This is a genomic window from Bacillus capparidis (assembly GCF_017832095.1).
Classification (GTDB): Bacteria; Bacillota; Bacilli; order Bacillales; family Bacillaceae; genus Bacillus; species Bacillus gobiensis.
In genome coordinates this window covers 303,933-318,331 of record NZ_JAFDST010000003.1, presented here as the reverse complement: position 1 = coordinate 318,331, position 14,399 = coordinate 303,933, and the positions used below count along the sequence as shown (strand labels likewise).

Genomic DNA, 14,399 nt, shown 5'->3' with positions numbered 1-14,399 from the left:
GTGAGAATGTCATTCCCTTAATTCATCAGTACAGATCGAATGCAAATGACTTTCTAATACAGTTAGAACCCGCTGTTGATTCACGCGTTCCGGCTCAAGCATCGCGTGCAGCGCCAAACCGTCGACCAACGCATAAAGTCTTTCAGCTTCCGTATCTTTATCTAAATGGTCTATAAGAAGGCGCGACTCGTGTAGGTAATTCACAATGTTTTTCATACCGAGCAATATTTTATCGTCGTGATCCTTGAGTTTATTATTCCGATGTCTCATGTGAAAAGTAAAGGCAAACCACACTTCCATTTCTGCCATTGTTTCTTGATTCGTCGGTACGATTTCAAGCAATATTTTCAGGATTTTTTCTTTCAAAGGTATATCTTGTGTTGCTATCTTATTAATACGGTCTGTCACTCTTTCCTCAACGAGGTTCATTGCAAACACAAGCAATTCATCCTGAGTGGAAAAATAATGTCGCAGCGAACCGAGTGATAAACCGGCTTCCTTTGCAATATTTCTTACGGTCGCTCCTTCCATTCCCTTTTTTAAAATAGTTCTCCAAGTCGCTTCTGCAATTTGTTCTTTTCGTTTGTTATGATCTACTAGTTTTGGCATAGACATATTTTATCAAGAAAAAATGCGAGGTGCAATTTTTTAATACATTTGTATTATTTAAAAACACATGGTAAAATTTTTTTATAATACAACTGTATCAGAAAGAGGTTAACCTATGAATCATATTGCATGGATCATTATTGCCTGTGAAATCGCATTTTGGGTTGTGATTGCAATTGGATTAGTGACTAGATATGTTCTTAAGCAAAATAAACTGGGGTTGATTTTTTTGGCTCTCACCCCTGTCATTGATTTAATTCTGTTAGTAATTACAGGGATTGATTTATACGGAGGGGCAGAAGCAACCACAGCACATGCCATAGCAGCAGTGTATATCGGAGTATCCATTGCTTTTGGAAAGAGCATGATCGAATGGGCAGATGAACGGTTTCAGTACTACGTTACAAAAGAGGGCCCAAAACCTTTGAAACGCTTCGGGATGAATCACGCCAAGCATTCATTGAAAGGCTGGTTAAAACACGTTCTCGCTTACCTTATTGGAGCCGGACTGTTAGCCGGAATGATTTATGTGGTTAATGATCCTTCACGAACGGAAGCATTAAGTGGAATGGTAAAGATTTGGTCTATTGTACTCGGTATAGATTTAATAATTGCAATAAGTTATTTTATCTCTCCTAGGAAAGAAAAAAACGTTAATCAGTGAATGAACTATGAAAAGAACCTGGTTTTGCGACAGGTTCTTTTCTTTAGCTGATTTGGATTTATAAATTAGAATCTAAATCAGGAATTACAAAATATTAGTTTATTTTATCAAAAGCGAACGCTCTCGATAGAATAGATAATTAAATTACGAAGACGGTTCACTAACCAGTTTCTTTCTATATACGAACGCAGATAAGGAAACACTGATTTCATAGAGAACTAATAATGGGACAATCACCATGACGTCGGAAATAAAATCCGGCGGAGTTATAAGAATGGAGATGACGATAAGAGAAAAATAGGATAGTTTTCTTGCCTTTGCAAGCCGTACCGGATTTAAAATACCGAGCTTTGTTAAAAACATGACGACAAGCGGCATTTCGAATAGAAATCCAAAAGGCAGTGTCAGGTTCAGCATAAACCGGAAGTATTTTTCTGCTGTAAACATTGTTTCGAAGTTTCCCGCGGACAAGGTAGTTAAAAATGAGAGAACGATTGGGAACAGCACAAAATATCCAAATGACAGCCCGGCAATAAACAATAGAAACAACGCAGGTATGTAAGCCAACGTAATCCCTCGTTCTTCCTTTGTCAGGGCTGGCTCAACAAATCGCCATGTCTGAAAGGCAGCTATCGGAATCGTCGCGGCGATAGCCAGAATTCCTGAAATGGCCATGTACACCCAAAGAATATCACTTGGCCCCAATACAGCCAGTTTCCCGTCTAAATCCTTCACCAAAAAGTTGTAAATATCCTGAACGAAAAGAAAAGCAATAATAAGAAAAAAGAAAAAGGCAAAAAACGTAATCATGACTCGCTTTCTCAATTCTGTCAGGTGATCAAATAAAGAGACATTTTTGTTTTCCATACCATCGTAACCGCCCTTCAAATGATTCAAATGAAAAAGGAGCAAAAGGAGGTTTCCACTCCTTCCGCCCCCTGTTTATTTATCCGACTGATTGATCCTTTTTCTTTTCAACGGTTTTTAATTCTACATTCTTTTCATTATTATCTTCAGATGGCAATAATGATTTTGATGCATTTTTGAATTCGGTTAAGGTTCTTCCGCAGGCTCTCCCGATTTCAGGAAGCTTCGACGGCCCGAAAATAATCAATGCGATCACAAGTATCAATACCAAACCGGGTATTCCGATATTCGTCAACATATCGTTGTTCTCCCCCCTACAATTTAATCAGATTATTATTGATGGACTTTCCCCTGCTGTTTCCGCATTTGTTTTTGATGAGCGTTAGTATGTGCTGTAAAACGATCCTCTTCAACCTGATCTGACTTCTTAACCCCTCCTTGAACAGAGTTAGAAGCCACCTTCTGCAATCCTGCCTGATCCTTGTTGTACACAAAGGAAGCTCGCGTGGAAATCGCAGCTCCGGGCTCGGAGACGAATGGAACGACGCGATAATCTGCTTTCCATTGCTCAGGAGTCACATGGCAACGCACATAACCGCGGTAATCATTGAAAAAACGAATATGCGGGTTTTCCTTCAAAATACGTTCAGTATCTGCCCGTATATCTGACCCGTTCCCTCCGGAAGTGATCGATGTTCCAACAAATTCAACCCCAAAAATCCGGGAGTTCGGATCGTGAAGGTCAGTATGCAGGTTGGAAGCCCAGTTTGCGTGAACATCACCAGTAAGGACGACGAGATTGTTCATTTCCTTGCCGTTGATAAAATCGATGACACGCTGTCTCTGTGCCGGATAGCCATCCCAGGAATCCATACTGTAAATCGGCGCTTCGCTTGTACCGAAATTCCATTTGGCAAAGAAGATTTGCTGAGCGAGAACATTCCAGCTGGCAGTGGATTTCTCTATGCTTTGAAAGAGCCACTGTTCCTGATCTGTTCCTAGAAGCGTACGACTCGCATCTTCCGACTCTTCAGAAGGTGGTTTGTTGCCATCTCCATTTGCTTGATCATCGCGATATTGACGTGTATCAAGAACATGGAATGAAGCTAAATCTCCGTAAGAAAAATTTCTGTACAGCTGCATGTCCGGACCATTAGGCAAAGATGACAATCGAAGCGGCATATGCTCGTAATAGGCCTGATAAGCTGCAGCTCGCCTATGTACGAAGGCTTCGATCGACTGTCCTTTTTCTGGTATTTTATCAGCATAGTTATTTTCAACCTCATGATCATCCCATGTGACTACCCATGGGAAGGCGGCATGCGCGGCTTTCAAATTTACATCTGAACGGTATTGGGCATGACGGTTCCGATAATCCTGAAGAGACATGATTTCAGGACCGCTGTGTGTACGTACATTTCCTGTTTTGGAAACGTATTCGTTTGGCCCGTATTCATAAATGTAATCTCCTAAATGAAAGACCAGATCAAGATCTTCGTTTGCCATGTGTTCATAAGCGGTGTAGAAGCCATGTTCATATTGCTGGCAAGAAGCAAACGCAAAGCTTAAAGATGCAACGCTTGAACCTGGTGCAGGGATCGTCTTTGTTTTGCCGACGGGACTTAATTCATTCCCGCTTTTGAAGCGATAATAGTATACTTGATTAGGCTCAAGTCCATATACCTCCGCATGAACGGAGTGTCCAAGATCAGGCTGTGCAACCTCCGTTCCTTTCTTAATGATGTTGCGGAAATCTTCATCCTTAGCAATCTCCCATTTAACCGGTACTGCTTCCTCCGGCATTCCTCCGCCATTAAGAGGATTTGGCGCTAGCCTTGTCCACAAAACGACACTATCAGAGAGCGGATCTCCTGAAGCAACCCCCAGCGTAAAAGGATAACTGGAGAATCTAGGAGCAGCATTTATGGTAAATGCCCCCATTGACTGGGCGATTGTAAGCCCCAGTGATATGCCGGCAATCTTACCAGCCCCATGAATAAAACGACGGCGATCAAATTTGTTGTTCTTAAAGCTCTCGTCACTAAGCTTTTTAATCCAACCTTCTAATGATCTTTCTTCTGCCACGTTTTCCCCTCTTTTCAATGAATATGTCGATTCGCTGACTATTATAAAGATCATTTTTTAACAGGCTGTAAAGCTATGTAAAGAAGGAAGTGGAAAAAAGCTGCCGGATAGTTGATTCCTAACAGGACTTTTTATGCAACCCCTTACAAAGATTTGCGGAATCATCAACAGAGAAAACATGGGGACAGACTTATTTCATCCGCCAACTTACCTATTTTTTGTCATCTATTCGTTATCTAAATTAAACATTCAGATCCGTCGACTTTGAATTCTAGCAAGTGATCTCGTTTCATCAAGTATAAAACTTTAAAAGAAAAAAGGTGACTTCATCCTGAGTCACCTTTCGTTCACTTTATCCCTCTGAAATTCTTCCGAGAAAGAATCCATCTACTTGATCCAGCTTGCCCCGCCATAAAATATCCCCTTTCGAGGGTGTTCCTTTACCATCGCCGTTATAAATACGTGTATTTTTTAAATGAATAAAACCGATGTCGCTTTCTTGGCTGCTATTCTTTGCTGACTCACTAGCCTTTACAAGTCCTTCACTAATTTTTTGAGCAATTTCATTTCCATCTTCAAATGTTTCACTCACCGTTTCAAAATACTCATGGGCCGAGATGATCGTTCCAGTAACCACCGACCCATTCACATTTAATGTAATATCCAGTGAAAACTCATGTTTATTTGAAGCCTTCACAAAAAATTCGAGCGTACTGTCTTTGGATGGTGATGACGTCATCTATTATTCTCCTTTCATTTTGAAGACGTATCGTCATTGCTGGAAACAGATGTTTCTGCTTTGTCAGTTTTTGACCCACTATCACTTTCAGTCGATTCCGATAGCTGCTTCAATTTTTGTTCTACCTGTTCTAAGCGTTCACTCAGCTTTTTATTTTGTTCCTTTAACGCTTCATATTGCTCGTTATCGGAATGATCATTTTTATTTTCCGGTTCAGTTTCATTTGTTTGCGTTTCAGCTTCCTCATTATTTTTTCTTTTCGTTATGAAATTTGTCGTTTTATTTTTTATATCCTTTGCAGCCTGCTGTGACTTTTCAACACTTGAATCCTTTAATTCACTTAGTTTTTCCTTAGCTGATTTTCCAAAGCTCAAGCTTTTTTCTTTTAATTTCTCTGTGTCAACCGCTGCCAAAATCCTCTTTCCTGCTTTCTTGCTGGTGACCAGCCCGATCGTCGCTCCTGCGACTCCATATAAAATGGTGCGTTTAACCGGACTGCTCGTTAATTTATTTTCACGCTTCTCGTTTCCTTCAACATTGTTTTCTTTTCCTTCAACATTGTTTTCTTTTCCTTCAACATTGTTTTCGATTGTCATACCATTTCCTCCTCATTATGAATTGCGTTCCAGTTTATGTTCTAATGCTCGAAGACGTTCATTCAGCCGCTTATTTTCCTCTTCCAGCTGGCGACTCTTGTCGGATGCTTTTGAAGATAAATAGGGATCCGACTCCCACCAGTCCATGCCAATTTCTTTTGCCTTGTCAACCGATGCGACGATTAAACGGATTTTTATCGTTAATAGCTCTACATCGGCAATTCCTACCGTGATGTCTCCGGCAATAACGACTCCTTTATCCAGAACCTTTTCTAACACATCAACAATTGTGCTTGATTGTACTGGACCTTCCACCGGCATTTTGAATCACTCCTATTTTGATCGTGGAAGCAGGTTTCCTAAAGGCCCAAGATCAATATTTAAGTCTTTATCCGTTAACTGAAAAATCGTTTTTAATTCATCCATTTTCAATTCTAAATTCTGCAAGGCCAGTCCCAGATTCTCGATTTGTTCATCGGTTAAATTTCCTGAATCAACCCGTCGAATCGCATGCCGTTCAACGATTTGCCGCAGAAGTTCTATCACGGTCAAAACGAGCTGGGCCAACCCATGCTCTGCTCGATCAGGATCGAGATGAATCCGGCCATTTTTCAGAGTGTCCGATTGCATCTTCCAAACCCTCCTTCTCATTATCAAATTCTGCAGATGATAATTCTTTTGCGTTTATCAGCGTCTCAACAGAAGCAATTAATACACGCAAATCAAGATAGACTAAATCGACTCCGGCAATAGAAATAATCAAATCACCCTTAATGGCAACGCCTTTATCGAGAATGACATCCAATATATCGATGAGCGACACATCTTTATTTTCCGCGGCTGATCTCTGGCTCATCGAACTCCTCCCTTTAGGCAAGATTTGCAAAATGGTAAGCCGGCCATGGTCCAGAAGCTTCCATCTGCAATCCAAATTCCTCATAGGACTGTTTCTTTTCCTGAATGTCTTCTAAAAAAGCTTCTACTTGTGGGAGAGGGATAAGATATACGCTGTTCCAGCTCATTTCATAGATTTTACCAGTCACTTCCTTGCTCAAATTCTTTTTGACTGTGCTATAATCAGAGAATTGTGTCAGTTGATTATGAATATCTTCACACCTCTTATTTATTTCTCTCTCAACCTCTTGATCGAGGTGTTGATCGAGTTTTCTTTTTTCGAAAAATTGCCTGCCGGGCGGCAATTTGCTAATTTCTTCTTTTTTTGCTGCAATCCCCAGATGGCTGTTACGAAGATGATCTTTTAGTTTTGTGCCATCGTAATAGATTTTTAAATTCCATTCTTCGTTTCCCATAACTTTTAAAAACGAATCATTGATTTTCTTCCGACTGGCTCCAATCTGTTGTTCCATGCTGTTTTTGCTTTTATAGATGGTGCAAAACTTCATGGGAATGACTGTGTATTGGCTTTGAAGTGCAGCCAAAACATCATGGTGATGCATCGCTTTTTCTTGCAGCCACTCCATGTCATTGTTCATTTTGTCTTTTATTACTTCTTCAGAATACTCTTCTTCCCTAACATCACTGCCAATCGCCGTGATATCTCCCATCGATATCGTATATGACTCGTGTTCTTTATCAATTCCTTTAAAGGGAATGAAGCTTTTTTCGTTCTTTTCTGCCGTGGGTATGAGCCCGTATAAATAAAAAAACGCTGACATCGTTTTCCCTCACCTCTGCTTCTTTGTCATGGCTTCCCATTCTTCCAATTCGCGTGCTTTTGCGACCTCATATCGCATGAGCAGTTCTTCTTCTTTTTCCTTATAAACCTTTTCAGGGATCTCCTCTAATTCGTACATCATTTGCAGGCGTATCAGCTTTTGTTGAATGAAATCCAGATCGTAAAGCTCACGATCTGCTTCTTCTTTCACTTTTTCACCGACCTTAATGACTAGGTTCATCGGGACAGTGAACAGTTTATGGATCATCGGCCTTCCTCTACTTTAAGCTTGATATTTATGAAATTATAAGCAGGCCATGGACCGGAATATTTAAATTGAACTTTATCCTTCCATTTCTCATGGACTTCATTCACTTTTTGATCAAATGGTTCTTCCTTGCTGCGATCAATGAGAAAGGCAGCGTTCAAAAGCATTGTCTCTCCGATTGGTTCATTGATTTTTGCCGCAATGGAATCTTCTTTTAACGGAACAAAAATGTCTTTTTTCACTTCATTTTGCAGAGAAGCAAAGAAATTTTGAGCTATGCCGCCAAGCCGGATACGGTCATAATATTGAGCATTCCGTGACTTTCCTTGCATCGTTTGCTTCATTTTCTCCACTTCTGGCTTCTCTTTGATTGCTGTTTCCAGCCATTCTTTTTTTCCGATTACCTTTAATCCAAGCTCCATTTTCCCCTTGATTTCAGGGAAGAGCTTTGCGAACTGCGGATACAGATTTTCCAGAAGAACCTCCACGTCTCTTTTCGTTTGAAAAACATTTCCAAAGCTAATTGGAATGACAGTATCATTTTGGGCCATGACTGAAGATATCACCTTCTGATGAGTCATCAGGTTTTCTTTGTTCGGGTGATAGATCTTCATCGGAACCTCAGCAGCCACCATTGCCGTGTCCTTATAATGGATCGTAAAGGTTGACCTCTCTTCTCCTTCGATCGTCACCTTACCAAATGAGGATGTTTCCTTGGTCTGAATTCCGCAAAAAATGTATATTCCCGTTTGACTCAACCGGCTCACTCCTTATTATTTTGCCATCGCCATTTCGCTAATCGCATCTTACGCTTCTTCACCAATCGAGCTTCGGTAACGAAAGCTTTTTCTCGAAAATGACGCAACTTCAATCTCCTTATTTAAAAACACTTGATACACACCGAGCATTTCGTCCTTAGCATATCTCTTCATATAATCTTTTTCTTCAATGACCTCAATCATCACTTTCCAGCCCTCATCCTCCGCCAATTCAACTGATATGATTTTATGGGGAGGAGCCACATGCTCGTTAAAAAAATCATTGACGGCTTTCATTATTCTTTGGATTTCCATGATTAGTCACCTATATTCTAAGCTTTGATTAAATACTGAACGCTTGATTACCTCTTTCATTGGACTGTGAAGGAAGGCCTTCTTTTTCTATATCGTCTCGAAGGAGTCCCACCGCTTCTGCATAACGCAGCCATGTGTCCACACTCGCAATGACTACTCTTGCTTCAACTGTAATTAATTCAATTCCAACAAGAGATACTCTTGCGAAAACGTCAATAACGACACCTTTGTCAAGAATTCGGTCGATCACTTCAGCCAAACTAGAACTATCCGTACTTTTTTGAACACTCATTAGAAACATTCTCCTTTCTATGATTACGAACAGATTGTTTTAATATCTTTAGAGCTTTTGATATCTTTAGAGCTCTTGATATCCTTGGAGCTTTTTAATTGATTTGAACTTTTTATATCGTTAGCTCCTTTAATGTCATTCACACTCTTCAAGCCAGAATCTTTTTTCTTAGACGAAACCTTTTCTTGAAACTCTTCTCCAGCTTCTTTGAGATCTTTAAGTTTATCCTTCACATTGAATAAAACATCCTGCACCTTATCTTTGGCCATTTCGGCTTTTTCGTGTACATTTTCAGCATTTTGATCTTTTGCTTTTTCTAATTTTTCAGAGGCATTCTCAGCCTTCGAATGAAGCTCTTTTTTAAAATTCGCTTTGAGCTGTTTAGTCAGCTGGTCTTTTGTTTCGTCTTTAATTGTTTCTTTCACTTTCTTCGGGGCTTTCTTAACCAATGCAACAGCTGCTTTTTGCAGTCCATTCTTCGCTTTCTCTTTGAGGCTCTCACTCGCATCACCTGGATTTTCAGAAGTATTTTCTGACGATGAGTTTTCTCCAGATGTTTTTCGAGTCATTTCCTCACCCCTTTCTTGTGACTATTACAAACGCTATACCCCTATAAATTTTTTGAAAAACCAGCAAACTGCATTGCAATAGTTATATTTCCATATATTTCATCGATTGTGTAAAAAGTAATTTGCTTGTAATTTGAAGCAGGCCTATTTCTCTTAAGGATGACACTGATATTGTTGCTATTATTAAAAATATTTCATTTTATTTACTAAATTGGCTTTGAAAATATTTTTTAAAAAAATAGACAGTCTGAGCGATAGCTGCTCGAGCTGTCTTAGTTAATTGAAACTGGCCTGAAGCAAAGCCATTTATGATAAGGACACATCAGATTGACCTATTATCGCTAATCTTCTGGCAAAGGCGGCCAGAACAACACTCGTTTCGATGGAGAATAATGAATGACTGGATCGCTGCTCAAGCTTGAAGCAGGCAAAAAGTGAGCCATTGAATTTTTTTGGATTTCTACCTCGGCTTTTTGGAGTTTCCATTTTTCATGTAGTATATCTGTCCGAAAAAGTCTTCTGCCTTTTTGCGTCCATAAGCAATAGCGTTCTGTCAGCCAATAATCAAGAGTTCCTTTTTTTGCAAAATATCCCTCAGCCGTAGGTCGATAAATTGTTTGTAAGCTCTCTTTTGGTTTATTTTTATGAATTCGGCTGCTCGAAAACTCAATTTTGCCAGTCTTTCTTTTTAGCTCTATTTTTGCAAGATGATAGGGCAGAGAATAGCCAATACGAGCCATTCTAACGGCAAGACGACTATTGGCATCGAGACTAAAAAAGTAAATACCAGGTTTTCCTTTGTATGTCACATAAGTCCTTACATTAAGTTCAAGAAAGGAATGGACAAATGGGATAGGCGGTAAAGCTCTTGGCCTCATTCCGTTCACTTCAAATAAAACAAGACTGACCCAGGCAGTTCCTTCGTATCTATCCAGATCAAGTTGAGCGGGAATATGGTCGCGAAGAATAGCCTCTGAAACGGGCCAATGTAAAAACAGTACATCATCCCAGGTTTGTTGTAGTATCCATGGAACTTTAGGAAGCGGAAATGGTCTGTGACTTGTATTTATATGATTTAATTTCAATTTTTCATCACCTGTAATACTCTGTCCCACTTCACATTATTTCTAAACACTTTTGTGCTTAAAAAATGAACAAAAAAGGAGCGACTCATTTACAATAAAGGTGATTCGTCGGTGAATCGCCTTCTTTTTTGCAGCCCTAAATGGCTTTCTCTTTTTGTAACAAAAAAGACAAATTGTTTACACATCCCCAATTGCTAAATGGAGATAAATGGTGTACTATTTATTTGTGAAATACTTCACAATCTTTCGGGAAAACAAGTCTTAAAAAGAAAGTGTGAGTGAGTATGTGGATTCAAGATTATAATCCTTTCGGTAATACCTATGTATCAGCTCTTATCGCAGCTTTGCCTGTCATCTTTTTCTTGTTGGCCTTGACTTTATTTAAAATGAAAGGCATGATTGCATCCCTTCTTACTTTGATTATCAGTTTATTTATTTCGGTTGCGCTATTCCAAATGCCATTTACTAAAGCAATTGCTGCTGTAGTACACGGCATTGCTAACGGCTTATGGCCGATTGGATACATTATTATTATGGCTGTTTGGCTGTATAAAATTGCCGTTAAAACCGGCAAATTCGACGTAATTCGCAGCAGCATTGCAAATATTTCACGAGATCAGCGTCTGCAGGTCTTGCTTATCGGTTTTAGCTTTAACGCCTTTTTGGAAGGTGCAGCGGGGTTTGGTGTTCCGATTGCCATTTCAGCCGCGTTGCTTGCCCAGCTCGGATTCCACCCGTTAAAAGCGGCAATGCTTTGCTTGATAGCAAATGCAGCATCAGGAGCATTTGGCGCAATCGGTATACCTGTTATTGTCGGTGCGCAAATGGGGAATCTCGAAGCACTTGAATTATCACGCACCCTTGCTTTGATCTTGCCATTTATCTCTTTTATCGTTCCATTCCTGCTCGTCTTCATTCTTGATAAATGGAAAGGAGTAAAGGAAACATTCCCTGCTTTACTAGTGGTGAGCGGAGTTTATACTGTTCTTCAAACAGTTACCATGATGTTCGTGGGACCAGAGCTTGCGAATATCCTTTCCGCATTAGCGAGTATGGCAGCTCTTGCCGTCTTTCTAAAAACATGGGAGCCAAAAACGATCTATCGCGAAAACGCTGAGGAGGACATCGGTATTCAGGAAAACCACTCACTTAAAGAAGTCGTTAGTGCCTGGTCACCTTTCTACATTCTTACAGGAATGATTGCTATTTGGAGTCTCCCTGCGTTTAAAGATCTATTCACTGAAGGCGGCATTTTGCAAAAAACAACCATGCTCTTGCCTATTCCCGGACTGGACGGCCAAGTGGTCAAAGTCCCCCCGATCGCCGGAGCAGAAGCGCCATTGGCAGCCATCTTTAAGCTTGATTTCATTTCTGCCACAGGGACAGCAATCCTTATTGCTTGCTTGATAACAGTTGTACTAAGCAGGAATATGAATGTCAAACAAGGCTTTAAAGGTTTAGGGGATACTCTGAAAGAGCTTAAGGTTCCGATCATAACCATCTGTCTTATTATGGGATTTGCGAACCTTGCCAATTATGCAGGGCTTTCCTCTTCAATTGGTCTTGCCCTCGCAAAAACAGGAGATATGTTCCCGCTGTTATCACCTGTTCTTGGCTGGATCGGCGTATTTATCACCGGCTCTGTCGTCAGCAGCAACGCTCTGTTCGGCAACCTCCAAGTGGTAACAGGAGTACAAATCGGCACAAGTTCTTCTCTGCTACTTGCTGCCAATACGAGCGGAGGTGTCATGGCAAAGCTAATTTCACCGCAATCCATTGCAATTGCCACGGCTTCTGTTAACGAAACAGGGCAGGAATCTACGCTTTTGCGCATGACGATTAAGTACAGTCTTTTATTGCTTGTGATCATTGCTGCCTGGACTTATTTGTTATCATTATTCGGGATATAAAGTAATTACACAAGAAGGACATGAATCAATGGGATTCACGTCCTTTTTCCGTATCTGAGCTAATTCTAATTTTAAACGCCAACTTGTTAAACTATATACGAACCTGCTTCCTTGTGCTTTTCCCTATATTCTAACGGGGTAAGTCCGGTCATTTTTTTAAACAGCTTGTTGAAATATTTCACACTATTGAATCCGGCGGTTTCAGCAACATCATAAATACGGCTGTTCTCTTCAATCAAGAGCCGCTTAGCTTCCCTTATTCTCATTTCCATCAGATAATCGATAAAGTTATAGCCTGTTTGTTTTTTAAAAAGAATGCTGAAATAATTTTTACTGACATGCACTGTATCCGCTACGCTCTGCAGTGTTACGTTCTCTTTATAATGATCGGCAATATAATCCAACGCCTTTGTAATCAGCTGCCCCCCGTTTCCATTATCGGGAAGTCTAGGGATAAAGGTCCTTCCGATTTCTTCCAATCCACATTTCAGAAGCAATGTTATTTCCTCTAATGTTTCTGACCTTTCAAGCAAAACAAGCTGTTCAGAAAGAAGCTGCCCTGACTCTCCTTGCAGTTTATTCATGTCGTTAAAAAGCTCGTAAGCCTCTTGTTTTATTTGTTCCGGTTCCAATCGTTTATTTTCCCAATGATTACTCGCAAATTCAACCGCAGTGTGAACCGGATCCCCGTTACGAATAATTTCGAAAAAGGGGTCCCAATCAGGCGGCTCTGTTTCAGGCTTTTTTGTTTCCTCGTTTAAGGATGGTCCCTTCCATCGATATATGCAACCTAAGCCTTCGAAAAATTTTCTTTGACAAGCAGTGCGGCTATCGAATAATCCCTTTAGAACTCGGGATATTCCCTGCTCAATCTTATAGCCGGCAGAAATGGAAATGTCTAATTCAGTTTCAACGAATCGTTTCAATCGGAGAAGCCTGAGACCCCAATTACGTACGCTTTCTGGAATTAATATAAATAAACTTCTTTCACCTGACAACATCGCGCAGCCTTCATCTACCTGCTCATAAAACATTTCCTGCAATTCTTCCAATAATAATTGAACGTGCAGATATCCTTGATTTTCCCTTAATTCATTCACCCGGTCCAACGTAAGGTAGATACAAGCATATCGATGTTGTTTTAACCATGCAGGAGCCCAATCCATTGATGAATGTGAAAATTGTTCTTGAACCATCAGCCTTTTGATTTCCTGCTCGATATATTTCCGTTCCTTGTAAATTGCCTCATGTTGATAATGATAAAATTCCGCTTCTTTTCTTCGTTCTTCCTCCAGCATATAAATACAACGATGCAGGACGGCTAGAAGATCTTCCGGTTCTAATGCAGACTTTAGCATGTAATCGACAGCGCCTAGCTTGAGACCCTCTCTTACATATTCAAAATCACTGTAGCTACTAAGCATAATAACTTTGAGATTAGGTTCAAGCTCGAACGCTTGCTTCATCAGTTCAATTCCGTTCATTACAGGCATGAGGATATCTGTAATGAGAATATCAACGGAACGATTTTTTATTGTATTCAAGGCCGCTTCCCCACTGGCACAAATAGCTTCTACCGACATACCTTCCTTTTCCCAATCGATATAGGCTTCAATTCCATTGCGACTGATCGGTTCGTCATCAACGATAACAACTCGATACATGGTAACTCCTCCATTATCAGCAAAATCTGAATTCAGCAATAATATCTATCTTAATGTTTACATGTTGAGGTTCATAATACAATGCAATTTTCACTATTACAAATTTTGGTTTATCCATTGAGATATTCATATTACATAATATTGAATCACTATATTAAGATGGTTTTAGCAATTCAATCCCCTATATTACTTAAATAATATTAACATAGTAGAATCTAAGTAAATTAATGGTTTTTATTACTTCATTTAACATATACCTACGCACTATGTAATTGTATATTTTCCCAATGAAACTCGCATAAA

Annotated in this window: 19 protein-coding genes; 2 read left to right on the top strand and 17 right to left on the bottom strand. The window is 40.0% G+C overall.

All coding sequences use genetic code 11. From position 1 onward, the window contains the following. Positions 1-9: 9 nt before the first annotated feature. Positions 10-609 carry a TetR/AcrR family transcriptional regulator gene (locus JOC74_RS15130; protein ID WP_053605482.1) on the bottom strand — a complete coding sequence of 200 codons (600 nt, stop codon included), beginning with the start codon at positions 607-609 and terminating at the stop codon, positions 10-12. A 115-nt stretch (positions 610-724) separates the two neighbouring features. Between JOC74_RS15130 and JOC74_RS15125 the strand changes: the two genes are divergently transcribed. Continuing rightward, positions 725-1,273, top strand: a complete 549-nt coding sequence (locus JOC74_RS15125; RefSeq protein ID WP_053605481.1) for a hypothetical protein — start codon at positions 725-727, stop codon at positions 1,271-1,273. 144 nt (positions 1,274-1,417) lie between these two features. Here the strand turns inward: JOC74_RS15125 and tatC are convergent, their stop codons facing one another. The 15 genes from tatC to JOC74_RS15050 all read right to left on the bottom strand — a co-directional run bounded on the left by tatC (position 1,418) and on the right by JOC74_RS15050 (position 10,522). Next, positions 1,418-2,140: a twin-arginine translocase subunit TatC gene (gene tatC / locus JOC74_RS15120; RefSeq protein WP_053606198.1), complete on the bottom strand. Its 723-nt coding sequence runs from the start codon at positions 2,138-2,140 to the stop codon at positions 1,418-1,420. A gap of 79 nt (positions 2,141-2,219) precedes the next feature. Further along, entirely contained in the window at positions 2,220-2,438 is a 219-nt protein-coding gene (locus JOC74_RS15115; RefSeq protein ID WP_053605480.1) for a twin-arginine translocase TatA/TatE family subunit, read from the bottom strand. A 35-nt stretch (positions 2,439-2,473) separates the two neighbouring features. After that, positions 2,474-4,225 carry an alkaline phosphatase PhoD gene (gene phoD, locus JOC74_RS15110; RefSeq protein WP_053605479.1) on the bottom strand — a complete coding sequence of 584 codons (1,752 nt, stop codon included), beginning with the start codon at positions 4,223-4,225 and terminating at the stop codon, positions 2,474-2,476. A 352-nt stretch (positions 4,226-4,577) separates the two neighbouring features. Next, entirely contained in the window at positions 4,578-4,964 is a 387-nt protein-coding gene (gvpU, locus tag JOC74_RS15105) for a gas vesicle accessory protein GvpU (RefSeq protein WP_053605478.1), read from the bottom strand. A 14-nt stretch (positions 4,965-4,978) separates the two neighbouring features. After that, positions 4,979-5,560, bottom strand: coding sequence for a YtxH domain-containing protein (gene gvpT / locus JOC74_RS15100; RefSeq protein ID WP_053605477.1), 582 nt, complete (start codon positions 5,558-5,560; stop codon positions 4,979-4,981). A gap of 15 nt (positions 5,561-5,575) precedes the next feature. Then, on the bottom strand, positions 5,576-5,881 hold the full coding sequence (locus JOC74_RS15095) for a gas vesicle protein (protein WP_053605476.1): 306 nt from the start codon (positions 5,879-5,881) through the stop codon (positions 5,576-5,578). A 12-nt stretch (positions 5,882-5,893) separates the two neighbouring features. Beyond that, on the bottom strand, positions 5,894-6,190 hold the full coding sequence (locus tag JOC74_RS15090) for a gas vesicle protein K (protein WP_053605475.1): 297 nt from the start codon (positions 6,188-6,190) through the stop codon (positions 5,894-5,896). Then, positions 6,144-6,416, bottom strand: coding sequence for a gas vesicle protein (locus tag JOC74_RS15085; protein WP_053605474.1), 273 nt, complete (start codon positions 6,414-6,416; stop codon positions 6,144-6,146). Before JOC74_RS15085 ends, JOC74_RS15090 begins: the two co-directional genes overlap by 47 nt. Positions 6,417-6,429: 13 nt before the next feature. After that, positions 6,430-7,236 (bottom strand): GvpL/GvpF family gas vesicle protein, encoded by an 807-nt coding sequence (locus tag JOC74_RS15080; RefSeq protein ID WP_211086202.1) that lies wholly within the window; start codon positions 7,234-7,236, stop codon positions 6,430-6,432. Positions 7,237-7,245: 9 nt separating this feature from the next. Continuing rightward, on the bottom strand, positions 7,246-7,503 hold the full coding sequence (locus JOC74_RS15075) for a gas vesicle protein GvpG (protein ID WP_053605472.1): 258 nt from the start codon (positions 7,501-7,503) through the stop codon (positions 7,246-7,248). Beyond that, the gene (locus tag JOC74_RS15070; RefSeq protein WP_053605471.1) at positions 7,500-8,270 is read right to left on the bottom strand and encodes a GvpL/GvpF family gas vesicle protein; all 771 of its coding nucleotides are present in this window, start codon (positions 8,268-8,270) and stop codon (positions 7,500-7,502) included. Before JOC74_RS15070 ends, JOC74_RS15075 begins: the two co-directional genes overlap by 4 nt. A 39-nt stretch (positions 8,271-8,309) precedes the next feature. After that, positions 8,310-8,576, bottom strand: coding sequence for a gas vesicle protein GvpO (gvpO, locus tag JOC74_RS15065; protein WP_053605470.1), 267 nt, complete (start codon positions 8,574-8,576; stop codon positions 8,310-8,312). A 28-nt stretch (positions 8,577-8,604) separates the two neighbouring features. Next, on the bottom strand, positions 8,605-8,868 hold the full coding sequence (gene gvpA / locus JOC74_RS15060; RefSeq protein ID WP_053605469.1) for a gas vesicle structural protein GvpA: 264 nt from the start codon (positions 8,866-8,868) through the stop codon (positions 8,605-8,607). A 23-nt stretch (positions 8,869-8,891) separates the two neighbouring features. Beyond that, positions 8,892-9,437 (bottom strand): gas vesicle protein GvpQ, encoded by a 546-nt coding sequence (gene gvpQ, locus JOC74_RS15055; protein ID WP_053605468.1) that lies wholly within the window; start codon positions 9,435-9,437, stop codon positions 8,892-8,894. A gap of 341 nt (positions 9,438-9,778) precedes the next feature. Beyond that, on the bottom strand, positions 9,779-10,522 hold the full coding sequence (locus JOC74_RS15050; protein ID WP_053605467.1) for a YqjF family protein: 744 nt from the start codon (positions 10,520-10,522) through the stop codon (positions 9,779-9,781). Between the two features lie 284 nt (positions 10,523-10,806). On the opposite strand from JOC74_RS15050, the gene JOC74_RS15045 reads away from it, so the two are divergent. Next, the gene (locus JOC74_RS15045) at positions 10,807-12,432 is read left to right on the top strand and encodes an L-lactate permease (protein WP_053605466.1); all 1,626 of its coding nucleotides are present in this window, start codon (positions 10,807-10,809) and stop codon (positions 12,430-12,432) included. Positions 12,433-12,518: 86 nt separating this feature from the next. Here the strand turns inward: JOC74_RS15045 and JOC74_RS15040 are convergent, their stop codons facing one another. Continuing rightward, positions 12,519-14,096, bottom strand: coding sequence for a response regulator (locus JOC74_RS15040; RefSeq protein WP_211086201.1), 1,578 nt, complete (start codon positions 14,094-14,096; stop codon positions 12,519-12,521). Between the last annotated feature and the right edge of the window lie 303 nt (positions 14,097-14,399).